Genomic DNA, 23,505 nt, shown 5'->3' with positions numbered 1-23,505 from the left:
GGGATGATGTCGTTTATGAAGGGACGCGTCCTTGTCGTCGACGACGACACCGCACTGGCCGAGATGCTCGGCATTGTGCTGCGTGGTGAGGGGTTCGAGCCGTCGTTCGTAGCGGACGGCGACAAGGCACTTGCTGCATTTCGTGAGGCAAAGCCGGACCTGGTTCTGCTGGATCTCATGCTGCCCGGTAGGGACGGCATCGAGGTCTGCAGGCTGATCAGGGCCGAGTCCGGTGTGCCGATCGTCATGCTCACTGCCAAGAGCGACACGGTTGACGTGGTGGTGGGCCTGGAGTCCGGGGCCGACGACTACATCGTCAAGCCGTTCAAACCTAAGGAGTTGGTTGCCCGGATCAGGGCACGTTTGCGGAGGTCCGAGGAGCCGGCGCCGGAGCAGTTGACCATCGGCGATCTGGTCATAGATGTGGCCGGGCACTCGGTGAAGCGGGACGGGCAGTCCATTGCCCTGACCCCGTTGGAGTTCGACCTGCTGGTCGCGCTCGCTCGTAAGCCGTGGCAGGTCTTCACCCGTGAGGTACTGCTCGAGCAGGTGTGGGGATATCGCCATGCCGCCGACACCCGGCTGGTGAACGTGCATGTTCAGCGCCTCCGCTCCAAGGTCGAGAAGGACCCGGAGCGGCCGGAGATCGTGGTGACCGTCCGAGGTGTCGGTTACAAGGCCGGACCGAGCTGACATGTCCCTGGGTAGCGCTGCTCCGAGGCCCGGGGAGCCGGGAGTCCGTGCGGAGCGGGCTGCCGGCTCAGGGCATACGTCGTCTCCCGTCGGGCGTTTTCTTCGGGGCGGCCGGATGTTCCAGAACCGGGCGCCCGGCGGGCCGGTGCCGCGATTGCTGATGCGCTGGGTGCGGCGTCCGCTGCTGCCCGCGGTGCGGCTGTGGCGGCGTAATCTTCAGTTGCGGGTCGTCGCGGGCACGCTGCTGATGTCGCTCGGTGTGGTGCTGCTGCTCGGCCTGGTCGTGATCGGGCAGGTGCGCAACGGCCTGCTGGACGCGAAGGGCAAGGCCGCCCAGACACAGGCCGCAGGCGGATTCGCCGCTGCCCAGGAGAAGGCGAACGCGCCGATCACCCCCACGGGGCAGGGCGGCGACTCCGCGGACGGCACGACGGCCAACAACTCCTGGCGGACCGAGCTCGTGGACCAGCTCGCCAGTGGCGGGAAGAACGCCTTCAACGTGGTGGCGCTCAGCGCCGACGAGGGCTCCCGCGCGCCCCGCGGCTCGGGCAGCGTCGAGGCCGCGAGTATTCCGCAGAGCCTCCGCGAGTCCGTGAACAAGGGGCCGGGAGCGTTCCAGACGTACTCCCTGATCCGCTACGCGAACGGGCAGGATTCGCAGCCCGGTCTCGTCGTGGGCAAGCGGCTGTACGACATCGATCGCAACCCCTACCAGCTGTACTACGTCTTCCCGCTGACGCAGGAGGAGAAGTCCCTGACCCTGGTCAAGGGCACGCTGGCCACCGCGGGTCTGTTCGTGGTCGTGCTGCTCGGGGCCATCGCCTGGTTCGTGGTGCGCCAGGTCGTCACACCCGTCCGCATGGCGGCCGGGATCGCCGAACGGCTCTCCGCCGGCCGGCTCCAGGAGCGGATGAAGGTCACCGGCGAGGACGACATCGCCCGGCTCGGTGAGGCCTTCAACAAGATGGCGCAGAACCTTCAACTGAAGATCCAGCAGTTGGAGGAGCTCTCGCGGATGCAGCGGCGGTTCGTCTCGGATGTCTCGCACGAGCTGCGGACACCGCTGACGACGGTACGGATGGCCGCCGATGTCATCCATGAGGCGCGCGTCGACTTCGATCCCGTCACGGCTCGCTCCGCGGAACTGCTCGGTGATCAGCTCGACCGGTTCGAGTCGCTGCTCTCCGATCTGCTGGAGATCAGCCGGTTCGACGCGGGAGCCGCGGCGCTGGAGGCCGAACCGATAGATCTGAGGCAAGTCGTGCGGCGGGTGATCGGCGGTGCCGAGCCGCTGGCCGAGCGCAAGGGAACCCGGATCCGGGTGGTCGGTGACGAGCAGCCGGTGATCGCGGAGGCCGATGCGCGACGCGTCGAAAGGGTTCTGCGCAACCTGGTCGTCAACGCCGTCGAGCACGGTGAGGGCCGCGAGGTCGTGGTGCGGATGGGGGTGGCCGGTGGAGCGGTCGCGGTGGCCGTCCGGGACTACGGCGTGGGGCTGAAGCCCGGCGAGGCGACCCGGGTGTTCAACCGTTTCTGGCGGGCCGACCCGGCCCGCGCCCGGACGACCGGTGGCACCGGTCTGGGGCTGTCCATCGCCGTCGAGGACGCCCGGCTGCACGGCGGCTGGCTGCAGGCCTGGGGCGAGCCCGGCGGTGGCTCGCAGTTCCGTCTGACGCTGCCGCGTACGGCGGACGAGCCGCTGCGTGGTTCGCCGATACCGCTGGAGCCCGAGGACTCACGGCGTAACCGGGAGAACCGGGAGCGGGCCGCGGCCGCCCCCGCGCCGGCCGCAGGAGGTGAGCACCGGCTGATGGCGGTGCCCTCGCAGCCGGCCGGTACCGACCGCTCACCGCTGCCGGTACCGGCTCGCGTCCCCGCGGCTGCCCGGACTGCACCGGTCTCGGTGCATCCGGCGGCGCTGCCGGGCAGCGGCGCACGAGTGGTGCCGCGGCCCGCCGAGGAGCGGCCCGGCGACAACGACTCTCCGGGGCAGGATCCGGGGCGGGAGGACACGACTCGTGGGCACTGACCCCCGTCAGGGCGGCCGTGGACGTGGTGCGGCGGGGCTGATCGTACTGCTGGGATGCGGCGCCCTGTTGCTGACCGCGTGCGGCTCGATGCCCGTCACCGGGGATGTCAAGGCCGTGGACGCCTCGCAGCCCGGTGACTCCCAGGTGCAGGTGTACGCGGTCGCGCCGCGTGACGGTGCCACTCCGAACGAGGTGGTCGACGGTTTCCTGGAGTCGATGACCAGCGATGACTCCGATTTTCGGACGACGCGCAAGTACCTCACGCAGGAGGCGTCGAACGGCTGGAATCCGAGTGCGCTCACCACTGTGCTGGCCAAGGCGCCGAACCGGAGCGACCGGCCGGTCCACGAGAGCGACCGCAGTACCACCGAGGTCAGCTACACCCTGTCCGGCGAGAAGGTCGCGACGGTCGACGAGCAGAGCGCGTACCAGCCGCTGGCTCCGACGGATTACTCCCGCACCCTCCATCTGGTGCGGCAGAAGGGGCCGGACGGCAAGGAGTGGCGCATCGACATCGTGCCGGACGGCCTGGTGCTCGGGCAGTCGGACTTCAAGCGGCTCTACCGTTCCGTCAACAAGTTCTACTTCGCGACCGGGCGGTCCGAGGCGGAGTCCACACTGGTCGCCGACCCCGTCTACATCCGTAACCGGACGGACCCCGTCACCGGGATGGACACCGTCACACAGGCGGTCCGCAGTCTCTTGAGGGGCCCGACCGACTGGCTGCGTCCGGTGGTCACATCACGTTTTCCCGCGGGTACGGGACTGCGGAAGGACGTCACCTCGCTGACGCCCGACGACCGCAACGTGCTGAAGGTCCCGCTCAACAAGAAGGCGGACGGGGCCGGGCAGCGCTCCTGCCGGATGATGGCCTCGCAGCTGCTCTTCACCCTCCGGGACCTGACGTCGGCTCGGGTCGAGCAGGTGGAGCTGCAGCGCTCGGACGGTTCGCCGTTGTGCGTGCTCGGATCGGATCAGGCCGAGGAGTACGCCCCCGACGGTTCGTCGGGCGGGTCCGAAAGCCAGTACTTCGTCGATGCCAAGAGGCACGTGCAGCGCATTCCGGGGAGCACCAAGGGCAGTGGGGAACCGGAGCCGGTGGCCGGGCCGTTCGGTACGGGTGCGGCGCGGTTGAGTGCGGTCGGCGTGGCCCGGGACGAGCAGTTGGCCGCGGCGCTCTCGGAGCACGGCGACGCGCTCTACGTGGCCTCCGTCACCGCGGACGGCCAGCTGCCGCCCCCGGCGGTGACGAGTAGGGCCGGCAGTTCCAAGGACCGGCTGACGGCGCCCAGCTGGGACGGCCGGGGCGACCTCTGGGTTGCCGACCGGGACCCCGACAGACCCAGGCTGCTGCGGCTGGCCGGTGGGGCCGGCAAGCCGCAGGAGGTCACCGTGCCGAGTCTGGACGGCAGCCGGATCGAGGCGCTGCGGCTGTCGTCGGACGGGGTGCGCATCGCGCTGCTGCTGACGAGCGAGGGCCATACGACGCTGAAGATCGGCCGGATCGAGCGGCAGGGACCGCAGGACAAGCAACGGGTATCCGTGGTGGACTTGCGGCAGGCCGCGCCGCAGCTCGCGGATGTGACCGCGATGTCGTGGTCGGGCGGGAGCCGCCTCGTGGTGGTCGGCAAGGAGCAGGGCGGCGTGCAGCAGGTCCGCTATGTGCAGGCGGACGGCTCGACACCTTCCTCGGGTGTGCTGCCAGGGGTGAACCAGGTGCTGGCGATCGCCGCGGCGGACGACGAGCAGTTGCCGCTGATGGCGGACACGCAGGGCGACGGAATAGTGAAGCTGCTGCCCGGTGACAACTGGCAGACGGTTCTCAAGGAGGGCTCGGCGCTGGTCTACCCGGGCTGACACCCGATACCTGACCGAACCCGCCTGAACCCGCTCGCGCCTGCCAGAACCCGCCCGTACCTGACCGGTTTCTGCCCGTACCTGACCGTGTCGTCTGTGTCCGGGCGGTTGTCCACAGGGGTGGTCCGGCGGCCCGGCCGGGGGCACAGTGGAGCCATGCGCGGGTGGTGGCGGGAGATCGCCGGACTGGTCCTGCCGGTGGCCTGTGGAGGCTGCGGCAGACCGCGGACCGAGCTGTGCGAGGAGTGCGGCGCACAGCTCCACGGCGGGGCGCCGCGCCGGGTCCGACCTGTGCCGGAGCCGGCCGGTCTGCCCGTGGTGCATGCCGCCGCCGGCTACGAGAACGCGGTACGGGCGCTGCTGCTGGCCCACAAGGAGCGGGGTGCACTCGGCCTCGCCGGGGCGCTCGGCAAAGCGCTGGCGGGGGCTGTGAGGGCCGGGGCGGGGTCGTTGTCCGATCCGGGACCGCTGCTGCTCGTACCCGTACCGTCGGCGCGGCGGGCCGTGGCGGCGCGAGGACATGATCCGACCCGCCGGATCGCGCTGGCGGCAGCGGCGCAACTGCGCCGCACCGGCACCCCGGTCCGGGTGGCCGCGGTGCTGCGGCAGCGACGTCCGGTGGCCGACCAGTCGGGGCTCGGAGCCGGGGACCGCCGGGCGAATCTGGCGGGGGCGCTGGAGGTGGTGGCCGGGGGTGGACGGCTGCTGGGTGCCGGACGGGTGGTGCTGGTGGACGACCTGCTCACGACGGGTGCCTCGCTGGCCGAGGCGGCACGGGCGATCGACGCGGTCGACGGGCCGGACAGCCCTCGACCCGGGGTGCGACAGGCGGCCGTTGTCGCAGTATCTCCGTCCTCCTTCGAAATAAACCGGAACTGGAAGTGAACTTGCATCGTTGCAGGTGGTGAGTGGGTAAATAGACCTGAACGGAGGTACGTGCGAGTAGCAGGTGCCGACAGGTGGCCGAGCAGGCTATGTTCGGTTGTGAGGAATGGTGAATGCCAGGCCTCGGCGAATGCACCACCAGGTTTCGGGCAGGTGACCCACCGGCAGTCAAGAATCCGGGAATTCGGTGGGGTGAGACCTCGCCGACGGGGGAGGAGGAGGTGGAAGCCACCGAGTCCGCGGCTCCGGCGATCACCGGAGCCTGGTGCAAAAGGGAGATGCTCCGCCACTGAGCGGAGCGATCCGGGAACGGAGTTCTGCGTGGACATCGTCGTCAAGGGCCGCAAGACCGAGGTGCCCGAGCGGTTCCGCAAGCACGTGGCCGAGAAGCTGAAGCTGGACAAGATCCAGAAGTTCGACGGCAAGGTGATCAGCCTCGACGTGGAGGTGTCCAAGGAGCCGAATCCCCGTCAGGCCGACCGTTCCGACCGGGTGGAGATCACGCTCCGCTCGCGTGGGCCGGTCATCAGGGCGGAAGCGGCCGCAGGCGACCCGTACGCAGCGCTGGACCTGGCCACCGGCAAGCTGGAGGCCAGGCTGCGCAAGCAGCACGACAAGCGCTACAGCCGCCGCGGCACGGGCCGTATCCCTGCTGCCGAAGTCGCCGAGGTGGTGCCGGACGCGGCGTCGTTCAACGGCGACGGCGTGCTGGTCGCCGACGAAGTGACCAAGCCCGCACCCACCACCATGATCGGTTCGCTCGAGGTACAGGGCGAAGGTCCGCTGGTGATGCGCGAGAAGACGCACGTCGCGGCACCCATGTCGCTGGACCAGGCGCTCTACGAGATGGAACTGGTCGGACACGACTTCTATCTGTTCGTTGACTCCGAGACGAAGGAACCCAGTGTCGTCTACCGGCGGCACGCCTATGACTACGGTGTCATCCACCTGAGGACCGACCCGCTGGCCGCTGATGAGGCGGGCGGCGCGGGCGGCGCGCTCGGCGGCTGACGCCACCGCTCCGTGGTGCCCCTGGAGCGCCCTGTGCGCCCCCAGGGGCACCCGCGCGCGACCGCTGGATCACCGCTCTGACGTCCAGGCATGAAATCATGGCGATCCAAGCCAATCGGTGCTCTGCGAACTGCCGTTGGCGGACAGTTTGTGAACTTCAGGCCATGGCCTTCAGGGGGAGGAACGATGGCGGATACCTTCGGGCCCGTGCGCGATGCGAATAATGCCGATGCTGCTGCCGGTGCCCATACCGCAGTGGCTGAGGACAGTGGTTCCCGCAGGGAACCGATCCGGGTGCTCGTGGTCGACGACCACGCCCTCTTCCGCAGAGGACTGGAGATCGTCCTCGCGCAGGAGGAGGACATCCAGGTCGTCGGCGAGGCGGGGGACGGGGCGGAGGCGGTCGACAAGGCGGCCGATCTGCTGCCCGACATCGTGCTCATGGATGTACGGATGCCCAAACGCGGAGGTATCGAGGCCTGCACCTCCATCAAGGAGGTGGCTCCCAGCGCGAAGATCATCATGTTGACGATCAGCGATGAGGAGGCCGACCTCTACGACGCCATCAAGGCGGGCGCCACCGGCTATCTCCTCAAGGAGATCTCCACGGACGAGGTCGCCACCGCGATTCGCGCGGTCGCCGACGGACAGTCCCAGATCAGTCCGTCCATGGCGTCCAAACTGCTCACCGAGTTCAAGTCCATGATTCAGCGGACCGACGAACGACGGCTGGTGCCGGCGCCCCGGCTCACCGAGCGTGAGCTCGAAGTCCTCAAACTGGTTGCAACGGGCATGAACAATCGCGATATCGCGAAGGAACTCTTCATTTCCGAGAACACCGTGAAGAACCACGTCCGCAACATTCTGGAGAAGCTCCAGTTGCACTCCCGGATGGAAGCCGTGGTCTACGCCATGCGGGAGAAGATCCTCGAGATCAGATGACGCGGCGCGGCCGGGTATAGCCCCTGGAATGCGCGGTCATGCCAGGACGCGGGCGATTTCCCGCGTGAGCGGCCCACGCAGTTCCGGTGCGTCGACCCGCTCCAGCCGGACCTCGGTGCAGCCGACCCACGACGCCGCCTCCACCAGTGCCTCCGCCATCGGGGTCACGGCCTTCGGGCCCGCCAGGGACACCTGCCGGGCAACCAGCGTCGTGCCCTCGCGCGCCGGGTCGACCCGGCCCTGCAGCTTGCCGCCCGCCAGCAGCGGCATCGCGAAGTAGCCGTGGATTCGCTTGGGCTTGGGGACATAGGCCTCCAGCCGGTGGGTGAAGTCGAAGATCCGTTCGGTGCGCGCCCGTTCCCAGACCAGCGAGTCGAACGGTGACAGCAGCGTCGTACGGTGCCGGCCGCGCGGTTCCGAGGCCAGCGCCGCCGGATCGGCCCAGGCCGGCTTCGCCCAGCCCTGCACCGTCACCGGTACCAAACCGGAGTCGGCGACCACGGCGTCGAACTGCTCGCCCCTGAGCCGGTGGTAGTCGGCGATGTCCGCGCGGGTGCCCACGCCCAGCGACTGGCCGGCGAGTGCCACCAGCCGGCGCGTGCACTCCGCGTCGTCCAGATCGTCGTGGAGCAGCGCGTCGGGCAGGGCGCGTTCCGCGAGGTCGTAGACCCGCTTCCAGCCGCGTCGCTCGGTGCACACCACCTCGCCGTACATCAGGGCCCGCTCGACGGCGACCTTCGACGCCGACCAGTCCCACCACTCCCCGCCGTTCTTCGCGCCGCCCAGCTCCGTGGCCGTCAGCGGGCCCTCGGCGCGCAACTGCTTGATGACCGTGTCGTACGCACCGTCAGGCAGGTCGTGGTGCCACTGCGGGCGCGCGCGGTAGGCGCGGCGGCGGAAGGCGAAGTGCGGCCACTCCTCGACCGGCAGGATGCACGCCGCATGTGACCAGTACTCGAAGGCGCGACCACCCGACCAGTACGCCTCCTCGACCGTGCGCCTGCCGACCGCGCCGAGGCGCGCGTACGGAATCAGCTCGTGCGACCGCGCGAGCACCGAGATCGTGTCGAGCTGTACGGCACCGAGGTGCCGCAGCACGCCCGGCACCCCGGCCCGGCGGTCCGGCGCGCCCAGGAAGCCCTGGGCGCGCAGGGCGATCCGGCGGGCCTGATCGGCGGAGAGTTCGGCTGCGGGTGGCTGCACAGGCGTCATGCCTCGAACCCTAAAGGGCGGCACTGACACGCCGGCCGGGAGTTCCGTGACCCTCATGGGCGGGTGCGGGCGACCGCCGGAAGGTAGGCGCAGGTCCCTGGCAGGCCGAGGTCGCAGGGGAGCAGCGCACCGGTCCACGTATCGCGTCGCACCCCTTTGTTGAGCAGCCCGGAGCGTTGGTCGCCCTCCATACGGAAGCCGGCCCGCAGCGCCACGGCCCGCGAGGGGACGTTGCCGGTCTCGGCCCGCCACTCCAGCCTGTCCCCGCCGAGTGAGGTGAAGGTCCAGCGGGCGGCACGGCGGACCGCTTCCGTCGTGTAGCCGCGGCCGCGGTGCTCCCCGGCGGTCCAGTACCCGACCTCGTAGGTGCCCGGCTGGTTGCGGCGGTTGATGCCGAGCGCACCGGTCAGGGCGCCGCCGTCGCGCAGTACGACGGCGAAGTTGTACATGGAGTCGTCCTGCCAGCCGTCGGGGGAGAACTGCCTGGTGAAGAGCTCCGCGTCGGTGCGGCTGTAGGGGGAGGGGACGACCGTCCAGCGCTGGATGTCCGGGTCCTGGCATGCGGCGTACACGTCGTCCGCGTCGCCCAGGGCGAAAGGGCGCAGCAGCAGGCGGTCGGTGGTGAGAGTAATCGGCTCCATGTACGGATTCTGATGACCGGCCCGGGTGCGGGGCGAGCACTTTTCGGACTTCCCGGCACCTTCGGCGCCCTTCGGCCGTTGACCCGGAAGGGCACTGCAAGCTCAACGCGGTGGCAGCCCTCCCGGCGCGGCGGGGTCCTCGCTTACGATGGCCGTTGCGGTGGGGCCCACCTGCCGTGCCCGCGCCAGAGTCCATAACACGACCCAGTGCCAGGCCCGACCGGCAAGGAGACCAGCCTCAGTGTCCGTCTTCAACAAGCTCATGCGTGCAGGCGAAGGCAAGATCCTGCGCAAACTGCACCGCATCGCGGACCAGGTCAGCTCCATCGAAGAGGACTTCGTCAACCTCTCCGACGCCGAGCTGCGGGCGCTCACCGACGAGTACAAAGAACGGTACGCGGACGGCGAGAGCCTGGACGACCTGCTTCCCGAAGCATTCGCGACCGTCCGTGAGGCCGCCAAGCGGGTTCTCGGACAGCGCCACTACGACGTTCAGATGATGGGCGGCGCAGCCCTGCACCTCGGCTACGTCGCCGAGATGAAGACCGGCGAGGGCAAGACCCTGGTCGGCACGCTGCCCGCGTATCTCAACGCGCTCTCCGGCAAGGGCGTGCACCTGATCACGGTCAACGACTATCTGGCCGAGCGTGACTCGGAGATGATGGGCCGGGTCCACAAGTTCCTCGGACTGGACGTCGGCTGCATCGTCGCCAACATGACGCCGGCCCAGCGCCGCGAGCAGTACGGCTGCGACATCACGTACGGCACGAACAACGAGTTCGGCTTCGACTACCTCCGCGACAACATGGCGTGGTCGCAGGACGAGCTCGTCCAGCGCGGTCACAACTTCGCGATCGTCGACGAGGTCGACTCGATCCTGGTCGACGAGGCCCGGACCCCGCTGATCATCTCCGGCCCCGCCGACCAGGCCACCAAGTGGTACGCCGACTTCGCCAAGCTGGTCACCCGGCTGTCCAAGGGCGAGGCGGGCAACCCGCTCAAGGGCATCGAGGAGACCGGCGACTACGAGGTCGACGAGAAGAAGCGGACCGTCGCGATCCACGAACCCGGTGTCGCGAAGGTCGAGGACTGGCTCGGCATCGAGAACCTCTACGAGTCGGTGAACACCCCCCTCGTCGGGTACCTCAACAACGCCATCAAGGCCAAGGAACTCTTCAAGAAGGACAAGGACTACGTCGTCATCGACGGCGAAGTCATGATCGTCGACGAGCACACCGGCCGTATCCTCGCCGGCCGCCGCTACAACGAGGGCATGCACCAGGCGATCGAGGCGAAGGAAGGGGTGGACATCAAGGACGAGAACCAGACCCTCGCCACGATCACCCTGCAGAACTTCTTCCGCCTCTACGGCAAGCTCTCCGGCATGACCGGTACGGCGATGACCGAGGCCGCCGAGTTCCACCAGATCTACAAGCTCGGCGTGGTGCCGATCCCGACCAACCGGCCGATGGTCCGGGCCGACCAGTCGGACCTGATCTACCGCACCGAGGTCGCGAAGTTCGCCGCTGTGGTGGACGACATCGCCGAGAAGCACGAGAAGGGCCAGCCGATCCTGGTCGGCACCACCTCGGTCGAGAAGTCCGAGTACCTCTCGCAGCAGCTGTCGAAGCGCGGCGTGCAGCACGAGGTCCTCAACGCCAAGCAGCACGACCGGGAGGCGCCGATCATCGCGCAGGCCGGCCGCAAGGGTGCCGTCACGGTCGCGACGAACATGGCGGGCCGCGGTACGGACATCAAGCTGGGCGGCAACCCCGACGACCTGGCCGAGGCGGATCTGCGTCAGCGCGGACTCGACCCGGTCGAGCACGTCGAGGAGTGGGCGGCCGCGCTGCCCGCGGCGCTGGAGAAGGCCGAGTTGGCCGTGAAGGCCGAGCACGACGAGGTCAAGGAGCTCGGCGGGCTCTACGTCCTGGGCACCGAGCGGCACGAGTCGCGCCGTATCGACAACCAGCTGCGCGGTCGTTCCGGCCGTCAGGGCGACCCGGGCGAGTCCCGCTTCTACCTGTCGCTGGGCGACGACCTGATGCGTCTGTTCAAGGCCCAGATGGTCGAGCGCGTCATGTCGATGGCCAATGTGCCCGACGATGTGCCGATCGAGAACAAGATGGTGACGCGGGCGATCGCCTCGGCCCAGTCGCAGGTCGAGCAGCAGAACTTCGAGACGCGTAAGAACGTCCTGAAGTACGACGAGGTGCTCAACCGGCAGCGTGAGGTCATCTACGGCGAGCGGCGCCGGGTCCTGGAGGGCGAGGACCTGCAGGACCAGATCCGCCACTTCATGGACGACACGATCGACGACTACATCCGCCAGGAGACGGCGGAGGGGTTCGCCGAGGAGTGGGACCTGGACCGGCTGTGGGGCGCGTTCAAGCAGCTCTACCCGGTGAAGGTCACGGTCGCCGAGCTGGAGGAGGCCGCCGGGGATCTCGCCGGGGTCACCGCCGAGTTCATCGCCGAGTCGGTCAAGGACGACATCCACGAGCAGTACGACGAGCGGGAGAAGACGCTCGGCTCCGACATCATGCGTGAGCTGGAGCGGCGCGTGGTGCTGTCCGTACTGGACCGCAAGTGGCGTGAGCACCTCTACGAGATGGACTACCTCCAGGAAGGCATCGGCCTCCGGGCCATGGCGCAGAAGGACCCGCTGATCGAGTACCAGCGCGAGGGCTTCGACATGTTCAACGCCATGATGGAGGGCATCAAGGAGGAGTCCGTCGGCTACCTGTTCAACCTGGAGGTCCAGGTCGAGCAGCAGGTCGAGGAGGTGCCGGTGCAGGACGCGGGGACCTCGCTGTCCAAGGAGGACGCGGTCCCGGCGGCGCGTCCGGAGATCCGGGCCAAGGGGCTCGACGCTCCGCAGCGGCCCGACCGGCTGCACTTCTCCGCTCCCACGGTGGACGGGGAGGGCGGCGTCGTCGAGGGCGACTTCTCCAACGGTGACGGGGTCGGTGGTGAGTCCGACGGTCTTACCCGGGCTGAGCGGCGCAAGGCGCAGAAGAGTGGTGGGGGTGGGCGGCGCCGCAAGAAGTAGCGTGCGCTGATCGTTGGATCGCGGCCGGGGCCGGACACCGTTGGGTGTTCGGCCCCGGCCGTTGTGCGTGGGGTGGGTGCGGGGTGGGGGTGGCTCGGCGGTGCGGGGTGGGTGCGGGTGGGGTGCGCCTGCTGCAGGCCTGGTCCCCTGCCCGCCCCTTCCCGCAACCGGGGCTCCGCCCCGGGCCCCGCTCCTCAAACGCCGGAGGGGCTGGAACGGGGGCTGGGTGCGTCGGTAGGGAGAGACGGGGAGGGACTGTGGTCGGGAGGGGTTTGTACGGGCCTCTGTGGGTCGTACAGACCCTTACGGATGGGGATGGGGGATGGACTCTCCTTCGGTCAGGGATGGCGGGCCGGGGTGCTGCCCAGTTCCACCGCGGCGCAGCGCCAGCGGAGGTCGGGGCCCTGTTCCAGGCGGAAGGCCATGGCGCGGACCTGTTCGCCCGCCGCGATGCTCGCGCAGGCCTCCACCACGCCCGGGGCCGGCTGGGCGCCGCGGCACATGCGGATCACGGGGCGGGCGCCGCGGCTGCGGAGCGGGGTGGCTGGGGCCAGTTCGGCGAGCTGGTCGTAGGCATCGCCGATGGTGTGGCCCAGCATCCAGTGGACGGGGCGCTGGCCGCTGAGGACCGCCAGGAGGCGTTCCGCGAACCACTGGTGGGGACGGATGCGCCGGGGTGTCCGGTGGCGTTGCGTGGGGACGGTTTCGGGCCTGCGTGCGTCGTGCCGTCCGGCGGGCCGGGTCCTGTTCATGGTCACTGCTCATCGCCCCCGTGCTTCAGAGGCCCGGCGTATACCGGGCGGTAACTTCTGCTGGGGATCTTCTACGGGGGCGGCGGCGCGGCCGCAAGCGTCGGCGCGGCCGGTGGAGGGTGCCAGGAATTCACCTATCCGGGTGGTGGGCCGGGACGGGAGGGGGTGGCGGGGACGGGGCGGGCAGGGTGAGCGGCGGTTGCCGGGTGGACGGGGCGGGGCCCGTACAGGTAACCCCAAAGGGGGACGTCGCACGTATCCTGAGGGCGTCTCCGACTACGAAAGCGGCCAAGCCATGCGCGTGTACGTCCCCCTGACCCTCTCCGGTCTCGCAGCGGCGCACAGGGCGGGCGAGCTGGGCCCCGGTCCGCTCACCGCGTACGCGGTGACCCCCGGACTGCGTGAGTGGTACGTCTCCGACGACATCGAGGAGCTGGAGTACGCGGCGCTCAACCGGGCCGCGTCCGCGTCGCTGCGGATGATCGCCGGGGACCCCGGTGCCGCCCGCCGTCGCGTCGTCGTCGCGGTCGATGTGCCGGACGGGGCCGCGGTCGCCGATCCGGACCACATCCTGGACGCCTCGTCGCTCGGTGAGGTCACGATCGCCTCCGCGGTGGCGCTGACCAAGGCTGCCGCGGTGCACGTCGACTCGGACGAGGCGGACAAGGACGTCAGCGCGGCCGCGGCAGCGCTGGGGGCGGCGGACCTCGGTGACGGCGACGCGCAGTTCACCGTGGACGGGGCCGAGGACCACGAACTGCTGTGGTTCGGCATCCAGGAGATCGAGAGCCTGATCGGCTGAGGAACGGCCGCCGCGGCGGTTGTCAGTGGCGGCGGGTATTTTTCTCGGCATGGGGACGCAGGGGAAGTACCGCACACATCTGGTCTGGGACTGGAACGGCACGCTGCTCGACGACAACACCGCGGTCGTCGGCGCGACGAACGCCGCGTTCGGGGAGGTCGGCGTGGCGCCGATCAGCCTGGACCAGTACCGGGAGATGTACTGCATCCCGATACCCCGGTTCTACGAACGGCTGATGGGCCGGCTGCCCACCGAGGCCGAGTGGGATCTGATGGACGTGGCCTTCCACCGCCACTACACCGAGCAGCGCACGGGCTGCGGGCTGACGGCGGGGGCCGCGGAGCTGCTCGCGCAGTGGCAGCAGGCCGGCCGCAGCCAGTCCCTGCTGAGCATGTACGGACACGATGAGCTGGTCCCCGTGGTGCGGGGATACGGGATCGAGGGGCACTTCCTCCGCGTCGACGGCCGCACCGGGCGCTCCGGCGGCAGCAAGGCGCAGCACATGGAGCGGCATTTCGCGGCGCTGGACGGGATATCCCCGGAGCACGCGGTGATCATCGGCGATGCGGTGGACGACGCGGTGGCCGCGGCCCATGTCGGTGCGAGAGCGGTGCTCTACACGGGTGGTTCGCACAGCCGGGCCAGCCTGGAAAAAGCCGGGGTGCCCGTCGTGGACACCCTGGCCGAAGCCGCGGCGCTCGCCGAGCAGCTGGGCGGGCAGAGCAGGTAGCCGAGCAGCGGCTGCGGGGGAGCCGGTACCCAGGCGGCCCGGGCCCCCATACGGAGCAGGGTGGATCGGGCGGCCCGGGCCTTCGTGCGGTGCAGGGCGGCTCAGGTGACCGGGGCCTTGGTGCGGAGCACGGTCAGGAACTCACGCATCCAGGCCGAGTGGTCGGGCCAGGCGCGGGACGAGACCAGGGTGCCGTCCACCACGACTTCGGTGTCCTGGAACGCGGCCCCGGCCGTGTCCATGTCCGGTTCCAGCGCGGGATACGCCGTGACCCGGCGGTTCCTCAGCACACCGGCCGCAGCCGTCATCAGCGGGCCGTGGCAGATCTGGGCCACCGGGCGGTCCGTGTCGAAGAACGCCGTGAGGATCTTGCGCAGGTCGGCGTCGTTGCGGAGGTACTCGGGGGCGCGGCCGCCCGGCACGACCAGGGCCACGTAGTCGTCCGGGTCGACCTCGGCGAAGGCCAGGTCGGCGGGCCAGGTGTAGCCGGGCTTCTCGGTGTACGTGTCGAAGCCGGGCTCGAAGTCGTGGACCACGAAGCGCAGCGTCTTGCGGGAGGGGGCTGCGATGCGGACGTCGTACCCCTCCTCGCGCAGCCGCTGGTACGGATAGAGGACTTCCAGGGACTCGGCGGCGTCGCCGGTGACGATCAGGATCTTCGGTGCCATGGCTGGGCTCCCCACGGGTCGTCGGCCTGTTTCGGGTACCAGAGTGCGACAGCGCGGCCCGACGCGCTGTCCAGAGTGTCAAAGTTCGGGGTTTTCTTTGTACCCAAACGGCTCGTGACGGTGACCGGGGCGAGCGAGATAGCCTGGACCCCGTGATCAGCGCGATACGTCGCGGGGGCAGCGAAGCCCCCGACCTGCGCCCGGAGTGCCACAGTGCCCGGGCCCTGACTGATCCCCTCAGCCCGACCCGAGTGCCAAAAATGGCTAATAAGGTCACGGGCGTCTCTCATAGCGGCATAGCGTCGACTCAGACCGGAAACCCCGTGTCGTGGCGGTACGTCGTCTTTTTCACCTACGTCACGCAACGGCGCGCGACAGGAGCCAGAGGACATGCAGACCAAGCTGGACGAAGCCAAGGCCGAGCTGCTCGTACGGGCCGCCAAGGTAGCTGACAACAGCCGGGGCGGTGGTGTCGGTGGCCCGGGCGGTACCCCCCGGGTGCACGTTGCGGCCACCGTGGCCGACGACGGCACCGGGGCCGGGCAGGAGCGTCCGGGCCAGGACGTACTGCTGGCCTATCTCCAGCGCTACTACCTCCACACCGCTCCGGAGGACATCGGCGGCCGGGACCCGGTCGACGTCTTCGGCGCCGCCTCCTCCCACTACCGGCTCGCGGGGAACCGCCCGCAGGGCACGGCCAACGTCCGGGTGCACACCCCGACCGTCGAGGAGAACGGCTGGACCTGCAGTCACTCCGTCGTCGAGGTCGTCACGGACGACATGCCGTTCCTGGTCGACTCCGTCACCAATGAGCTGTCCCGTCAGGGACGTGGCATCCATGTCGTGATCCACCCGCAGGTCATCGTCCGGCGCGATGTGGCCGGCAAGCTGATCGAGGTCCTCACCGACGGCGCGGGCATCTCCACCGGCGTGCAGAACGGGCGCAAGAACGCCAAGGGGGCGAAGGACGCCAAGGCCGAGCTGCCGCACGACGCGCTCGTCGAGTCCTGGATCCACGTCGAGATCGACCGCGAGTCCGACCGCGCCGACCTCAAGCAGATCCAGGCGGATCTGCTGCGTGTGCTGTCCGACGTACGGGAGACCGTCGAGGACTGGGAGAAGATGCGGGACGCCGCGCTGCGCATCGCCGACGACCTGCCCGGCGAGCCGCTCGACGACCTCGCCGACGACGAGGTGAACGAGGCCAGGGAGCTGCTGCGCTGGCTCGCCGCCGACCACTTCACCTTCCTCGGCTACCGCGAGTACGAGCTGAAGGACTCCGATGCGCTGGCCGCCGTGCCCGGCACCGGCCTCGGCATCCTGCGCTCCGACCCGCACCACAGCGAGGACGAGGCACACCCGGTCAGCCCCTCCTTCGACCGGCTGCCCGCCGACGCCCGCGCCAAGGCCCGGGAGCACAAGCTCCTCATCCTGACCAAGGCCAACAGCCGCTCGACCGTGCACCGCCCCAGCTACCTCGACTACGTCGGCGTGAAGAAGTTCGACGCCGAGGGCAACGTCATCGGTGAGCGCCGCTTCCTCGGACTGTTCTCGTCCGCCGCCTACACCGAGTCCGTGCGCCGGGTGCCCGTCGTCCGCCGCAAGGTCGCCGAGGTGCTGGAGGGCGCGGGCTTCACGTACAACAGCCACGACGGCCGCGACCTGCTCCAGATCCTGGAGACGTACCCGCGCGACGAGCTGTTCCAGACGCCGCCCGACCAGCTGCGCTCCGTCGTCACGTCGGTGCTCTACCTCCAGGAGCGGCGCCGGCTCCGGCTGTACCTGCGCCAGGACGAGTACGGGCGCTACTACTCCGCGATCGTCTACCTGCCGCGCGACCGCTACACCACCGGCGTGCGCCTCCGGCTGATCGACATCCTCAAGGAGGAGCTGAACGGCACCAGCGTCGACTTCACCGCCTGGAACACCGAGTCGATCCTCTCCAGGCTGCACTTCGTCGTCCGGGTCGCCCCCGGCAGCGAGCTGCCCAGCCTCACCGACGCCGAGGCCGACCGCATCGAGGCCCGGCTCGTCGAGGCCGCCCGCTCCTGGTCCGACGGATTCCAGGAGGCGCTGAACGCCGAGTGCGGCGAGGAGCGCGCCGCCGAGCTGCTGCGCCACTACGGGCACTCGTTCACCGAGGGCTACAAGGCCGACCACTCGGCGCGTGCCGCCGTGGCCGACCTGGTCCACCTCGAAGCCCTCAAGCAGCACGGGCAGGACTTCGCCCTCAGCCTGTACGAGCCGGTCGGCGCCGCCCCCGGCGAGCGCCGCTTCAAGATCTACCGGACCGGCGAGCAGGTCTCCCTCTCCGCCGTCCTCCCGGCGCTCCAGCGCCTCGGTGTCGAGGTCGTCGACGAGCGCCCGTACGAGCTGCGCTGCGCGGACGGCACGCACGCCTGGATCTACGACTTCGGGCTGCGGATGCCGCAGGCCACGGGCAACGGCAGCTACCTGCCCGACGACGCCCGTGAGCGGTTCCAGGAGGCCTTCGCCGCCGTGTGGACCGGCGAGGCCGAGAACGACGGCTTCAACGCGCTGGTGCTGAGCGCCGGTCTGAACTGGCGGCAGGCGATGGTGCTGCGCGCCTACGCGAAGTACCTGCGCCAGGCCGGATCGACCTTCAGCCAGGACTACATGGAGAGCACGCTCCAGAACAACGTCCACACCACCCGGCTGCTGGTCTCGCTCTTCGAGGCCCGGATGTCGCCAGAGCGCCAGAGCGCGGGCACGGAGCTGACCGACGGGCTCCTCGAAGAGCTCGACGGGGCCCTGGACCAGGTCGCCTCGCTCGACGAGGACCGGATCCTGCGGTCCTTCCTCACCGTCATCAAGGCCACTCTGCGCACGAACTTCTTCCAGAGCGCGATCGAGGAGGACGACAGGACAGGCCGGCGCGCGGACAGCGGCAAGCCGCACAACTACGTGTCGATGAAGTTCGACCCGCAGTCCATCCCGGACCTCCCGGCCCCGCGCCCGGCGTTCGAGATCTGGGTCTACTCGCCGCGTGTCGAGGGTGTCCACCTGCGGTTCGGCAAGGTCGCCCGCGGTGGTCTGCGCTGGTCGGACCGGCGCGAGGACTTCCGTACCGAGATCCTCGGCCTGGTCAAGGCGCAGATGGTGAAGAACACCGTCATCGTGCCGGTCGGCGCCAAGGGCGGCTTCGTCGCCAAGCAGCTTCCCGACCCGGCCGTCGACCGTGACGCCTGGCTGGCCGAGGGCATCGCCTCGTACCGCACCTTCATCTCGGCGCTGCTCGACATCACCGACAACATGGTGACCGGCGAGGTCGTGCCGCCCAAGGACGTCGTCCGGCACGACGAGGACGACACCTACCTCGTCGTCGCCGCCGACAAGGGCACCGCGAAGTTCTCCGACATCGCCAACGAGGTCGCCGTCTCGTACGGCTTCTGGCTGGGTGACGCGTTCGCCTCCGGCGGCTCCGCCGGTTACGACCACAAGGGCATGGGCATCACCGCCCGGGGCGCCTGGGAGTCCGTCAAGCGGCACTTCCGCCAGCGCGGCCACGACATCCAGTCCGAGGACTTCACCGTCGTCGGCGTCGGCGACATGTCGGGTGACGTGTTCGGCAACGGGATGCTGCTCTCCGAGCACATCCGGCTCGTCGCGGCCTTCGACCACCGGCACATCTTCATCGACCCGAAGCCGGACGCCGCGATCTCGTACGCCGAGCGGCGCCGCCTCTTCGACCTGCCGCGCAGTTCCTGGGCCGACTACAAGAAGGAACTGATCTCCGCGGGCGGTGGCGTCCACCCGCGCAGCGCCAAGTCCATCCCGATCAACGCGCACGTCCGCGAGGCGCTCGGCATCGAGTCGGGGGTCACCAAGATGACGCCCGCCGACCTGATGCAGACCATCCTCAAGGCCCGCGTCGATCTGCTGTGGAACGGCGGCATCGGTACGTACATCAAGTCCTCCGCCGAGTCGAACGCGGACGTCGGCGACAAGGCCAACGACGCGATCCGCGTCAACGGCGAGGACCTGCGGGCCAAGGTCGTCGGCGAGGGCGGCAACCTCGGCGCCACCCAGCTCGGCCGGATCGAGTTCGCCCGTACCGGCGGCCGGATCAACACCGACGCGATCGACAACAGCGCCGGGGTGGACACCTCCGACCACGAGGTGAACATCAAGATCCTGCTCAACGGTCTGGTGCGGGACGGCGACATGACCGTCAAGCAGCGCAACAAGCTGCTGGCCGAGATGACCGACGAGATCGGCCGGCTGGTGCTGCGCAACAACTACGCGCAGAACACGGCGCTCTCCAACGCGGTCGCCCAGGCGCCCTCGCTGCTCCACGCCCACCAGCGCTTCATGCGCAGGCTGGGCCGCGACGGCCACCTCGACCGGGCGCTGGAGTTCCTGCCCAACGACCGGCAGATCCGCGAGCTGCTGAGCGCCGGCAAGGGGCTCAGCCAGCCCGAGCTGGCCGTGCTGCTCGCCTACACGAAGATCACGGTGGCGCAGGAGCTGATCGGGACGACGCTCCCGGACGACGAGTACCTGCAGAAGCTGCTGCACGCCTACTTCCCGCAGCAGCTGCGCGAGCGGTACCCGGACGCGGTCGACGGGCACGCGCTGCGGCGCGAGATCATCACCACGGTGCTGGTCAACGACACGGTGAACAGCGGCGGTTCGACCTTCCTGCACCGGCTGCGGGAAGAGACCGGGGCCTCGATCGAGGAGATCGTGCGGGCGCAGGTCGCGGCCCGCGAGATCTTCGGGCTCGGCAGGGTGTGGGACGCCGTGGAGGCGCTCGACAACCAGGTGCCCGCCGATGTGCAGACCCGGATCAGGCTGCACTCGCGGCGGCTCGTCGAGCGCGGCTCGCGCTGGCTGCTCGGCAACCGGCCGCAGCCGCTGGAGATCGCCGGGACGATCGACTTCTTCCGGGCCGGTGTCGAGCAGGTCTGGGCCGAGCTGCCCAAGATGCTGATGGGCGCCGACCAGAAGTGGTACCAGTCGATCCTGGACGAGCTCACCGAGGCGGGGGTTCCGGACGAGCTGGCGCAGCGCGTCGCCGGATTCTCGTCCGCCTTCCCGGCGCTCGACATCGTGGCGATCGCGGACCGTACCGGCAAGGACCCGCTGTCCGTCGCCGAGGTCTACTACGACCTGGCGGACCGGCTGGGCATCACCCAGCTGATGGACCGGATCATCGATCTGCCGCGGGCCGACCGCTGGCAGTCGATGGCCCGTGCCTCCATCCGCGAGGACCTGTACGCGGCGCATGCGGCGCTCACGGGTGACGTGCTGAGTGTGGGCAACGGGGCGTCCACGCCGCAGGAGCGGTTCGAGGCGTGGGAGGAGAAGAACGCGGCGATCCTGACGCGGTCGCGCTCCACGCTGGAGGAGATCCAGGGGTCGGACGCGTTCGACCTGGCGAACCTGTCGGTGGCCATGCGGACGATGCGGACGCTGCTGCGTACGCACATGTGACGGTGACGGGGGCGGGGCGGCTGCCGGGTGGATCCGGTGGCCGCCCCGCCCCCGTTCGTCGGGCGTGCTCGGTGGTGGGAGCGGTTATTTCTTGCCGGTGAACTTCTCGTAGGCGGCGACCACTTCTTTCGCCGGGCCGTCCATGCGCAGCGTTCCGGCCTCCAGCCAGATCGCCCGGTCGCAGGTCTCGGTGATCGACTTGTTGTGGTGGCTGACCAGGAAGACCGTCCCGGCCTGCTGGCGCAGTTCGATGATCCGGTCCTTGCTGCGGCGCTGGAACTTGGCGTCGCCGGTGGACAGGGCCTCGTCGATCAGCAGCACGTCGTGGTTCTTGGCCGCGGCGATCGAGAAGCGCAGCCGGGCGCCCATGCCGGAGGAGTACGTCCGCATCGGCAGGGTGATGAAGTCGCCCTTCTCGTTGATGCCGGAGAATTCGACGATCTCCTCGTAGCGCTCGCGGATCTCGGCCCGGCTCATGCCCATCGCGAGTCCGCCGAGGACGACGTTGCGCTCGCCGGTCAGATCGCTCATCAGCGCGGCGTTCACCCCGAGGAGCGAGGGCTGGCCCTGGGTGTGGACGCGGCCCTTCGAGGCGGGCAGCAGACCGGCGATGGCCTTCAGCAGCGTCGACTTCCCCGAGCCGTTGGAGCCGATCAGACCGATCGCCTCGCCTTTGTACGCGGCGAAGCTGACCCCCTTCACGGCGTGCACCTCGCGCACGCCGGGGGACTGCCGCCGCGAGGCGAGCCGGCTGAGGGCCGAGGTGGCGCTGCCCTTTCCGGTGCGGGCGCCGTTGACCTTGTACGTGATGTGGACGTCGTCGACGACGACCGTCGGTACTCCGGGCGAAGTGCTGTCAGCCACGTCCGTAACTCTCCTCGGCCTTCCAGAAGTAGATGAATCCGCCCACACCGCACACCAGGGCCCAGCCCGCGGCGATCGCCCACACGTGCGGGGGCAGCTGTGCGCCGTCGAAGCTGTCGATGAGCGCGAACCGCATCAGGTTGATGAAGACGGCGGCCGGATTGATCTCCAGTGCCAGTTTCACCAGGTGCGGCACCCGGTCGCCCTGGAGCATCGTGCCGATGCTCCACATGACGCCCGACGCGTACATCCAGGTGCGCAGCACGAACGGCGTCAGCTGGGCGATGTCCGGGGTCCGTGCGGCCAGCCGGGCCATCATCATCGAGATGCCGGTGTTGAAGACGGCCTGCAGCGTCAGGGCCGGTACGGCCAGCAGCCAGGAGGGCTGCGGGTACTGGCCGAACGCCAGCAGGATCAGGACCAGCGCGCCCAGCGAGAAGATCAGTTGCTGGAGCTGTTGCAGGGCCAGCGCGATCGGCAGCGAGGCGCGCGGGAAGTGCAGGGCCCGTACGAGCCCGATGTTGCCGCTGATCGCACGGGTGCCCGCGGTGATCGAGCTGCTGGTGAAGGTCCAGATGAAGACGCCGGTGACCAGGAACGGGACGTAGTCCGGGACGCCGTGCTTCGTCTTCATCAGGACGCCGAAGATGAAGTAGTAGACCGTCGCGTTGAGCAGCGGGGTCATGATCTGCCAGATCTGGCCGAGCTTCGCCTGGCTGTACTGGGCGGTGAGCTTGGCGGTGGCGAACGCCGTGATGAAGTGCCGCCGTCCCCAGAGCTGCCGGACGTACTCCGGGAGGGACGGCCTCGCCCCGCTCACGGTCAGCCCGTGCCTAGCGGCGAGGGCGGCGAGCTCTCCCGGTGCGTACACGGGCGGGAGCAGGGGTGGCGGGGCGTCCACCGGGGCTGCCGGGGCTGTTGTCTGGCTCACCACGATCGCTTTCGTCGAGGGGCGGGAACAAACACACAATCGACGGAACGGAACCGTATCGTCGTAACGCAGAGGGTAGGACGTGCTGGCGTCGCAACGCAACCGTTTCGTCGTCACGGACTATGATTCGGGTCATGACCACCGAGCCGGGAAGCCGCCGCCGTGTCCCCGCCGGAGCCGCCGTGCTCCGCGAGGACGTGACCGATGCGATCCGCAGCGCGGTCTTCGAGGAACTGGCCGCGGTCGGCTTCGCCCGGATGTCGATCGAGGGCATCGCCCGGCGCGCGGGCGTCGGCAAGACGGCGGTCTACCGCCGCTGGAAGTCCAAGCTGCACCTGGTCCTGGACCTGGTCTCCGCCGTCGCGGTACAGGGCATGCCCGCCCCGGCCACCGGTTCGCTGTACGGGGACGTCCGCGCCGTGCTCGAACTGGCCGCCTACGCCCTGCGCCACCCGCTGGCCTCCCAGGTCATCCCGGACCTGCTCGTGGAGGCGGCCCGGAACCCGGAGATCTCCGCCACCATCAAGGCCGCCCTGCTCGACCCGCAGCTGGGCATCGCCGCGGTGGTCGTACGGGACGCCGTGGCACGCGGCGAACTGCCACAGGGCAGCGACCCCGAGCGCGCCCTCGACCTGATCGTCGGCCCGCTCTACTGGCGCCTCGCGGTGGTCCGGGGCGAGCTGCCCGCCGGGTATCTGGACGACCTGGCGGCCTCGGCCGTGGCCGCGCTCACCCGCTGACCGCGGGCGGGGCGGGGCGGGCCGGTGACGCGCACCCCGCGTCCCCGCCCGTGGCAGACCCGCTCGGGACCACCGGGCTGGGGCGGGCCCCGTCCCCGGTTGCGCTTCGGACCGGGGTGTGAGTGTGTTTTCAGGAGCTGCCGGTCCATCGGATAGTCTGGTGGACGGGCCGCCCACCGGGCCTCCCGGAGCATGCGCCACACCGTGCTCCCGGGCCGTCCGGGCGAAGCCCCGGGCA

17 protein-coding genes are annotated in these 23,505 nt (G+C 69.6%); 11 read left to right on the top strand and 6 right to left on the bottom strand.

The window, feature by feature from the left end:
* Positions 1–3: 3 nt before the first annotated feature.
* The 6 genes from mtrA to FHX80_RS09560 all read left to right on the top strand — a co-directional run bounded on the left by mtrA (position 4) and on the right by FHX80_RS09560 (position 7,418).
* Entirely contained in the window at positions 4–693 is a 690-nt protein-coding gene (gene mtrA / locus FHX80_RS09590; RefSeq protein WP_005316841.1) for a two-component system response regulator MtrA, read from the top strand.
* Between the two features lies 1 nt (position 694).
* Positions 695–2,722: an MtrAB system histidine kinase MtrB gene (mtrB, locus tag FHX80_RS09585; protein ID WP_208764612.1), complete on the top strand. Its 2,028-nt coding sequence runs from the start codon at positions 695–697 to the stop codon at positions 2,720–2,722.
* Positions 2,712–4,580: an LpqB family beta-propeller domain-containing protein gene (locus FHX80_RS09580; RefSeq protein WP_483025189.1), complete on the top strand. Its 1,869-nt coding sequence runs from the start codon at positions 2,712–2,714 to the stop codon at positions 4,578–4,580. Before mtrB ends, FHX80_RS09580 begins: the two co-directional genes overlap by 11 nt.
* 156 nt (positions 4,581–4,736) lie before the next feature.
* Positions 4,737–5,465 carry a ComF family protein gene (locus tag FHX80_RS09575; RefSeq protein ID WP_145763816.1) on the top strand — a complete coding sequence of 243 codons (729 nt, stop codon included), beginning with the start codon at positions 4,737–4,739 and terminating at the stop codon, positions 5,463–5,465.
* A gap of 321 nt (positions 5,466–5,786) precedes the next feature.
* On the top strand, positions 5,787–6,476 hold the full coding sequence (gene hpf / locus FHX80_RS09565) for a ribosome hibernation-promoting factor, HPF/YfiA family (protein ID WP_145763814.1): 690 nt from the start codon (positions 5,787–5,789) through the stop codon (positions 6,474–6,476).
* A gap of 186 nt (positions 6,477–6,662) precedes the next feature.
* A complete protein-coding gene (locus FHX80_RS09560) occupies positions 6,663–7,418 on the top strand; it encodes a response regulator (protein ID WP_145763813.1) in 756 nt (251 codons plus the stop codon).
* A gap of 36 nt (positions 7,419–7,454) precedes the next feature.
* Here FHX80_RS09560 and FHX80_RS09555 read toward each other — a convergent pair whose 3' ends face one another.
* Positions 7,455–8,630, bottom strand: coding sequence for a winged helix-turn-helix domain-containing protein (locus tag FHX80_RS09555; RefSeq protein WP_145763812.1), 1,176 nt, complete (start codon positions 8,628–8,630; stop codon positions 7,455–7,457).
* A 53-nt stretch (positions 8,631–8,683) separates the two neighbouring features.
* On the bottom strand, positions 8,684–9,271 hold the full coding sequence (locus tag FHX80_RS09550) for a GNAT family N-acetyltransferase (protein WP_145763811.1): 588 nt from the start codon (positions 9,269–9,271) through the stop codon (positions 8,684–8,686).
* A 241-nt stretch (positions 9,272–9,512) separates the two neighbouring features.
* Between FHX80_RS09550 and secA the strand changes: the two genes are divergently transcribed.
* Positions 9,513–12,323, top strand: a complete 2,811-nt coding sequence (gene secA / locus FHX80_RS09545) for a preprotein translocase subunit SecA (protein WP_145763810.1) — start codon at positions 9,513–9,515, stop codon at positions 12,321–12,323.
* 338 nt (positions 12,324–12,661) lie between these two features.
* Here secA and FHX80_RS09540 read toward each other — a convergent pair whose 3' ends face one another.
* Positions 12,662–13,081: an Rv3235 family protein gene (locus tag FHX80_RS09540; RefSeq protein WP_145763809.1), complete on the bottom strand. Its 420-nt coding sequence runs from the start codon at positions 13,079–13,081 to the stop codon at positions 12,662–12,664.
* Positions 13,082–13,370: 289 nt separating this feature from the next.
* Between FHX80_RS09540 and FHX80_RS09535 the strand changes: the two genes are divergently transcribed.
* Together FHX80_RS09535 and FHX80_RS09530 are read left to right on the top strand one after the other, a co-directional pair.
* Entirely contained in the window at positions 13,371–13,877 is a 507-nt protein-coding gene (locus tag FHX80_RS09535) for a DUF6912 family protein (RefSeq protein WP_145763808.1), read from the top strand.
* A 49-nt stretch (positions 13,878–13,926) separates the two neighbouring features.
* A complete protein-coding gene (locus FHX80_RS09530; RefSeq protein ID WP_145763807.1) occupies positions 13,927–14,607 on the top strand; it encodes an HAD family hydrolase in 681 nt (226 codons plus the stop codon).
* Between the two features lie 101 nt (positions 14,608–14,708).
* Here FHX80_RS09530 and FHX80_RS09525 read toward each other — a convergent pair whose 3' ends face one another.
* Entirely contained in the window at positions 14,709–15,275 is a 567-nt protein-coding gene (locus FHX80_RS09525) for a DJ-1/PfpI family protein (RefSeq protein ID WP_145763806.1), read from the bottom strand.
* A gap of 390 nt (positions 15,276–15,665) precedes the next feature.
* Between FHX80_RS09525 and FHX80_RS09520 the strand changes: the two genes are divergently transcribed.
* Entirely contained in the window at positions 15,666–20,732 is a 5,067-nt protein-coding gene (locus FHX80_RS09520) for an NAD-glutamate dehydrogenase (RefSeq protein ID WP_145763805.1), read from the top strand.
* Positions 20,733–20,816: 84 nt separating this feature from the next.
* On the opposite strand, the gene FHX80_RS09515 is transcribed toward FHX80_RS09520, so the two are convergent.
* Both FHX80_RS09515 and FHX80_RS09510 read right to left on the bottom strand, forming a co-directional pair.
* Positions 20,817–21,596 carry an ABC transporter ATP-binding protein gene (locus FHX80_RS09515; RefSeq protein WP_145763804.1) on the bottom strand — a complete coding sequence of 260 codons (780 nt, stop codon included), beginning with the start codon at positions 21,594–21,596 and terminating at the stop codon, positions 20,817–20,819.
* A complete protein-coding gene (locus FHX80_RS09510; RefSeq protein WP_145763803.1) occupies positions 21,589–22,530 on the bottom strand; it encodes an ABC transporter permease in 942 nt (313 codons plus the stop codon). The genes FHX80_RS09515 and FHX80_RS09510 overlap by 8 nt, the downstream gene beginning before the upstream one ends.
* Positions 22,531–22,649: 119 nt before the next feature.
* Here FHX80_RS09510 and FHX80_RS09505 point away from each other — a divergent pair, with 119 nt between their 5' ends.
* Complete coding sequence (locus tag FHX80_RS09505; RefSeq protein ID WP_145763802.1) at positions 22,650–23,267, top strand: TetR/AcrR family transcriptional regulator; 618 nt, start codon at positions 22,650–22,652, stop codon at positions 23,265–23,267.
* Positions 23,268–23,505: the final 238 nt, after the last annotated feature.

The sequence above is a fragment of the Streptomyces brevispora genome, assembly GCF_007829885.1.
Taxonomy (GTDB): Bacteria; Actinomycetota; Actinomycetes; order Streptomycetales; family Streptomycetaceae; genus Streptomyces; species Streptomyces brevispora.
The sequence above is the reverse complement of the archived record's forward strand: the minus strand, read 5'-3'. Positions and strand labels throughout refer to the sequence as shown.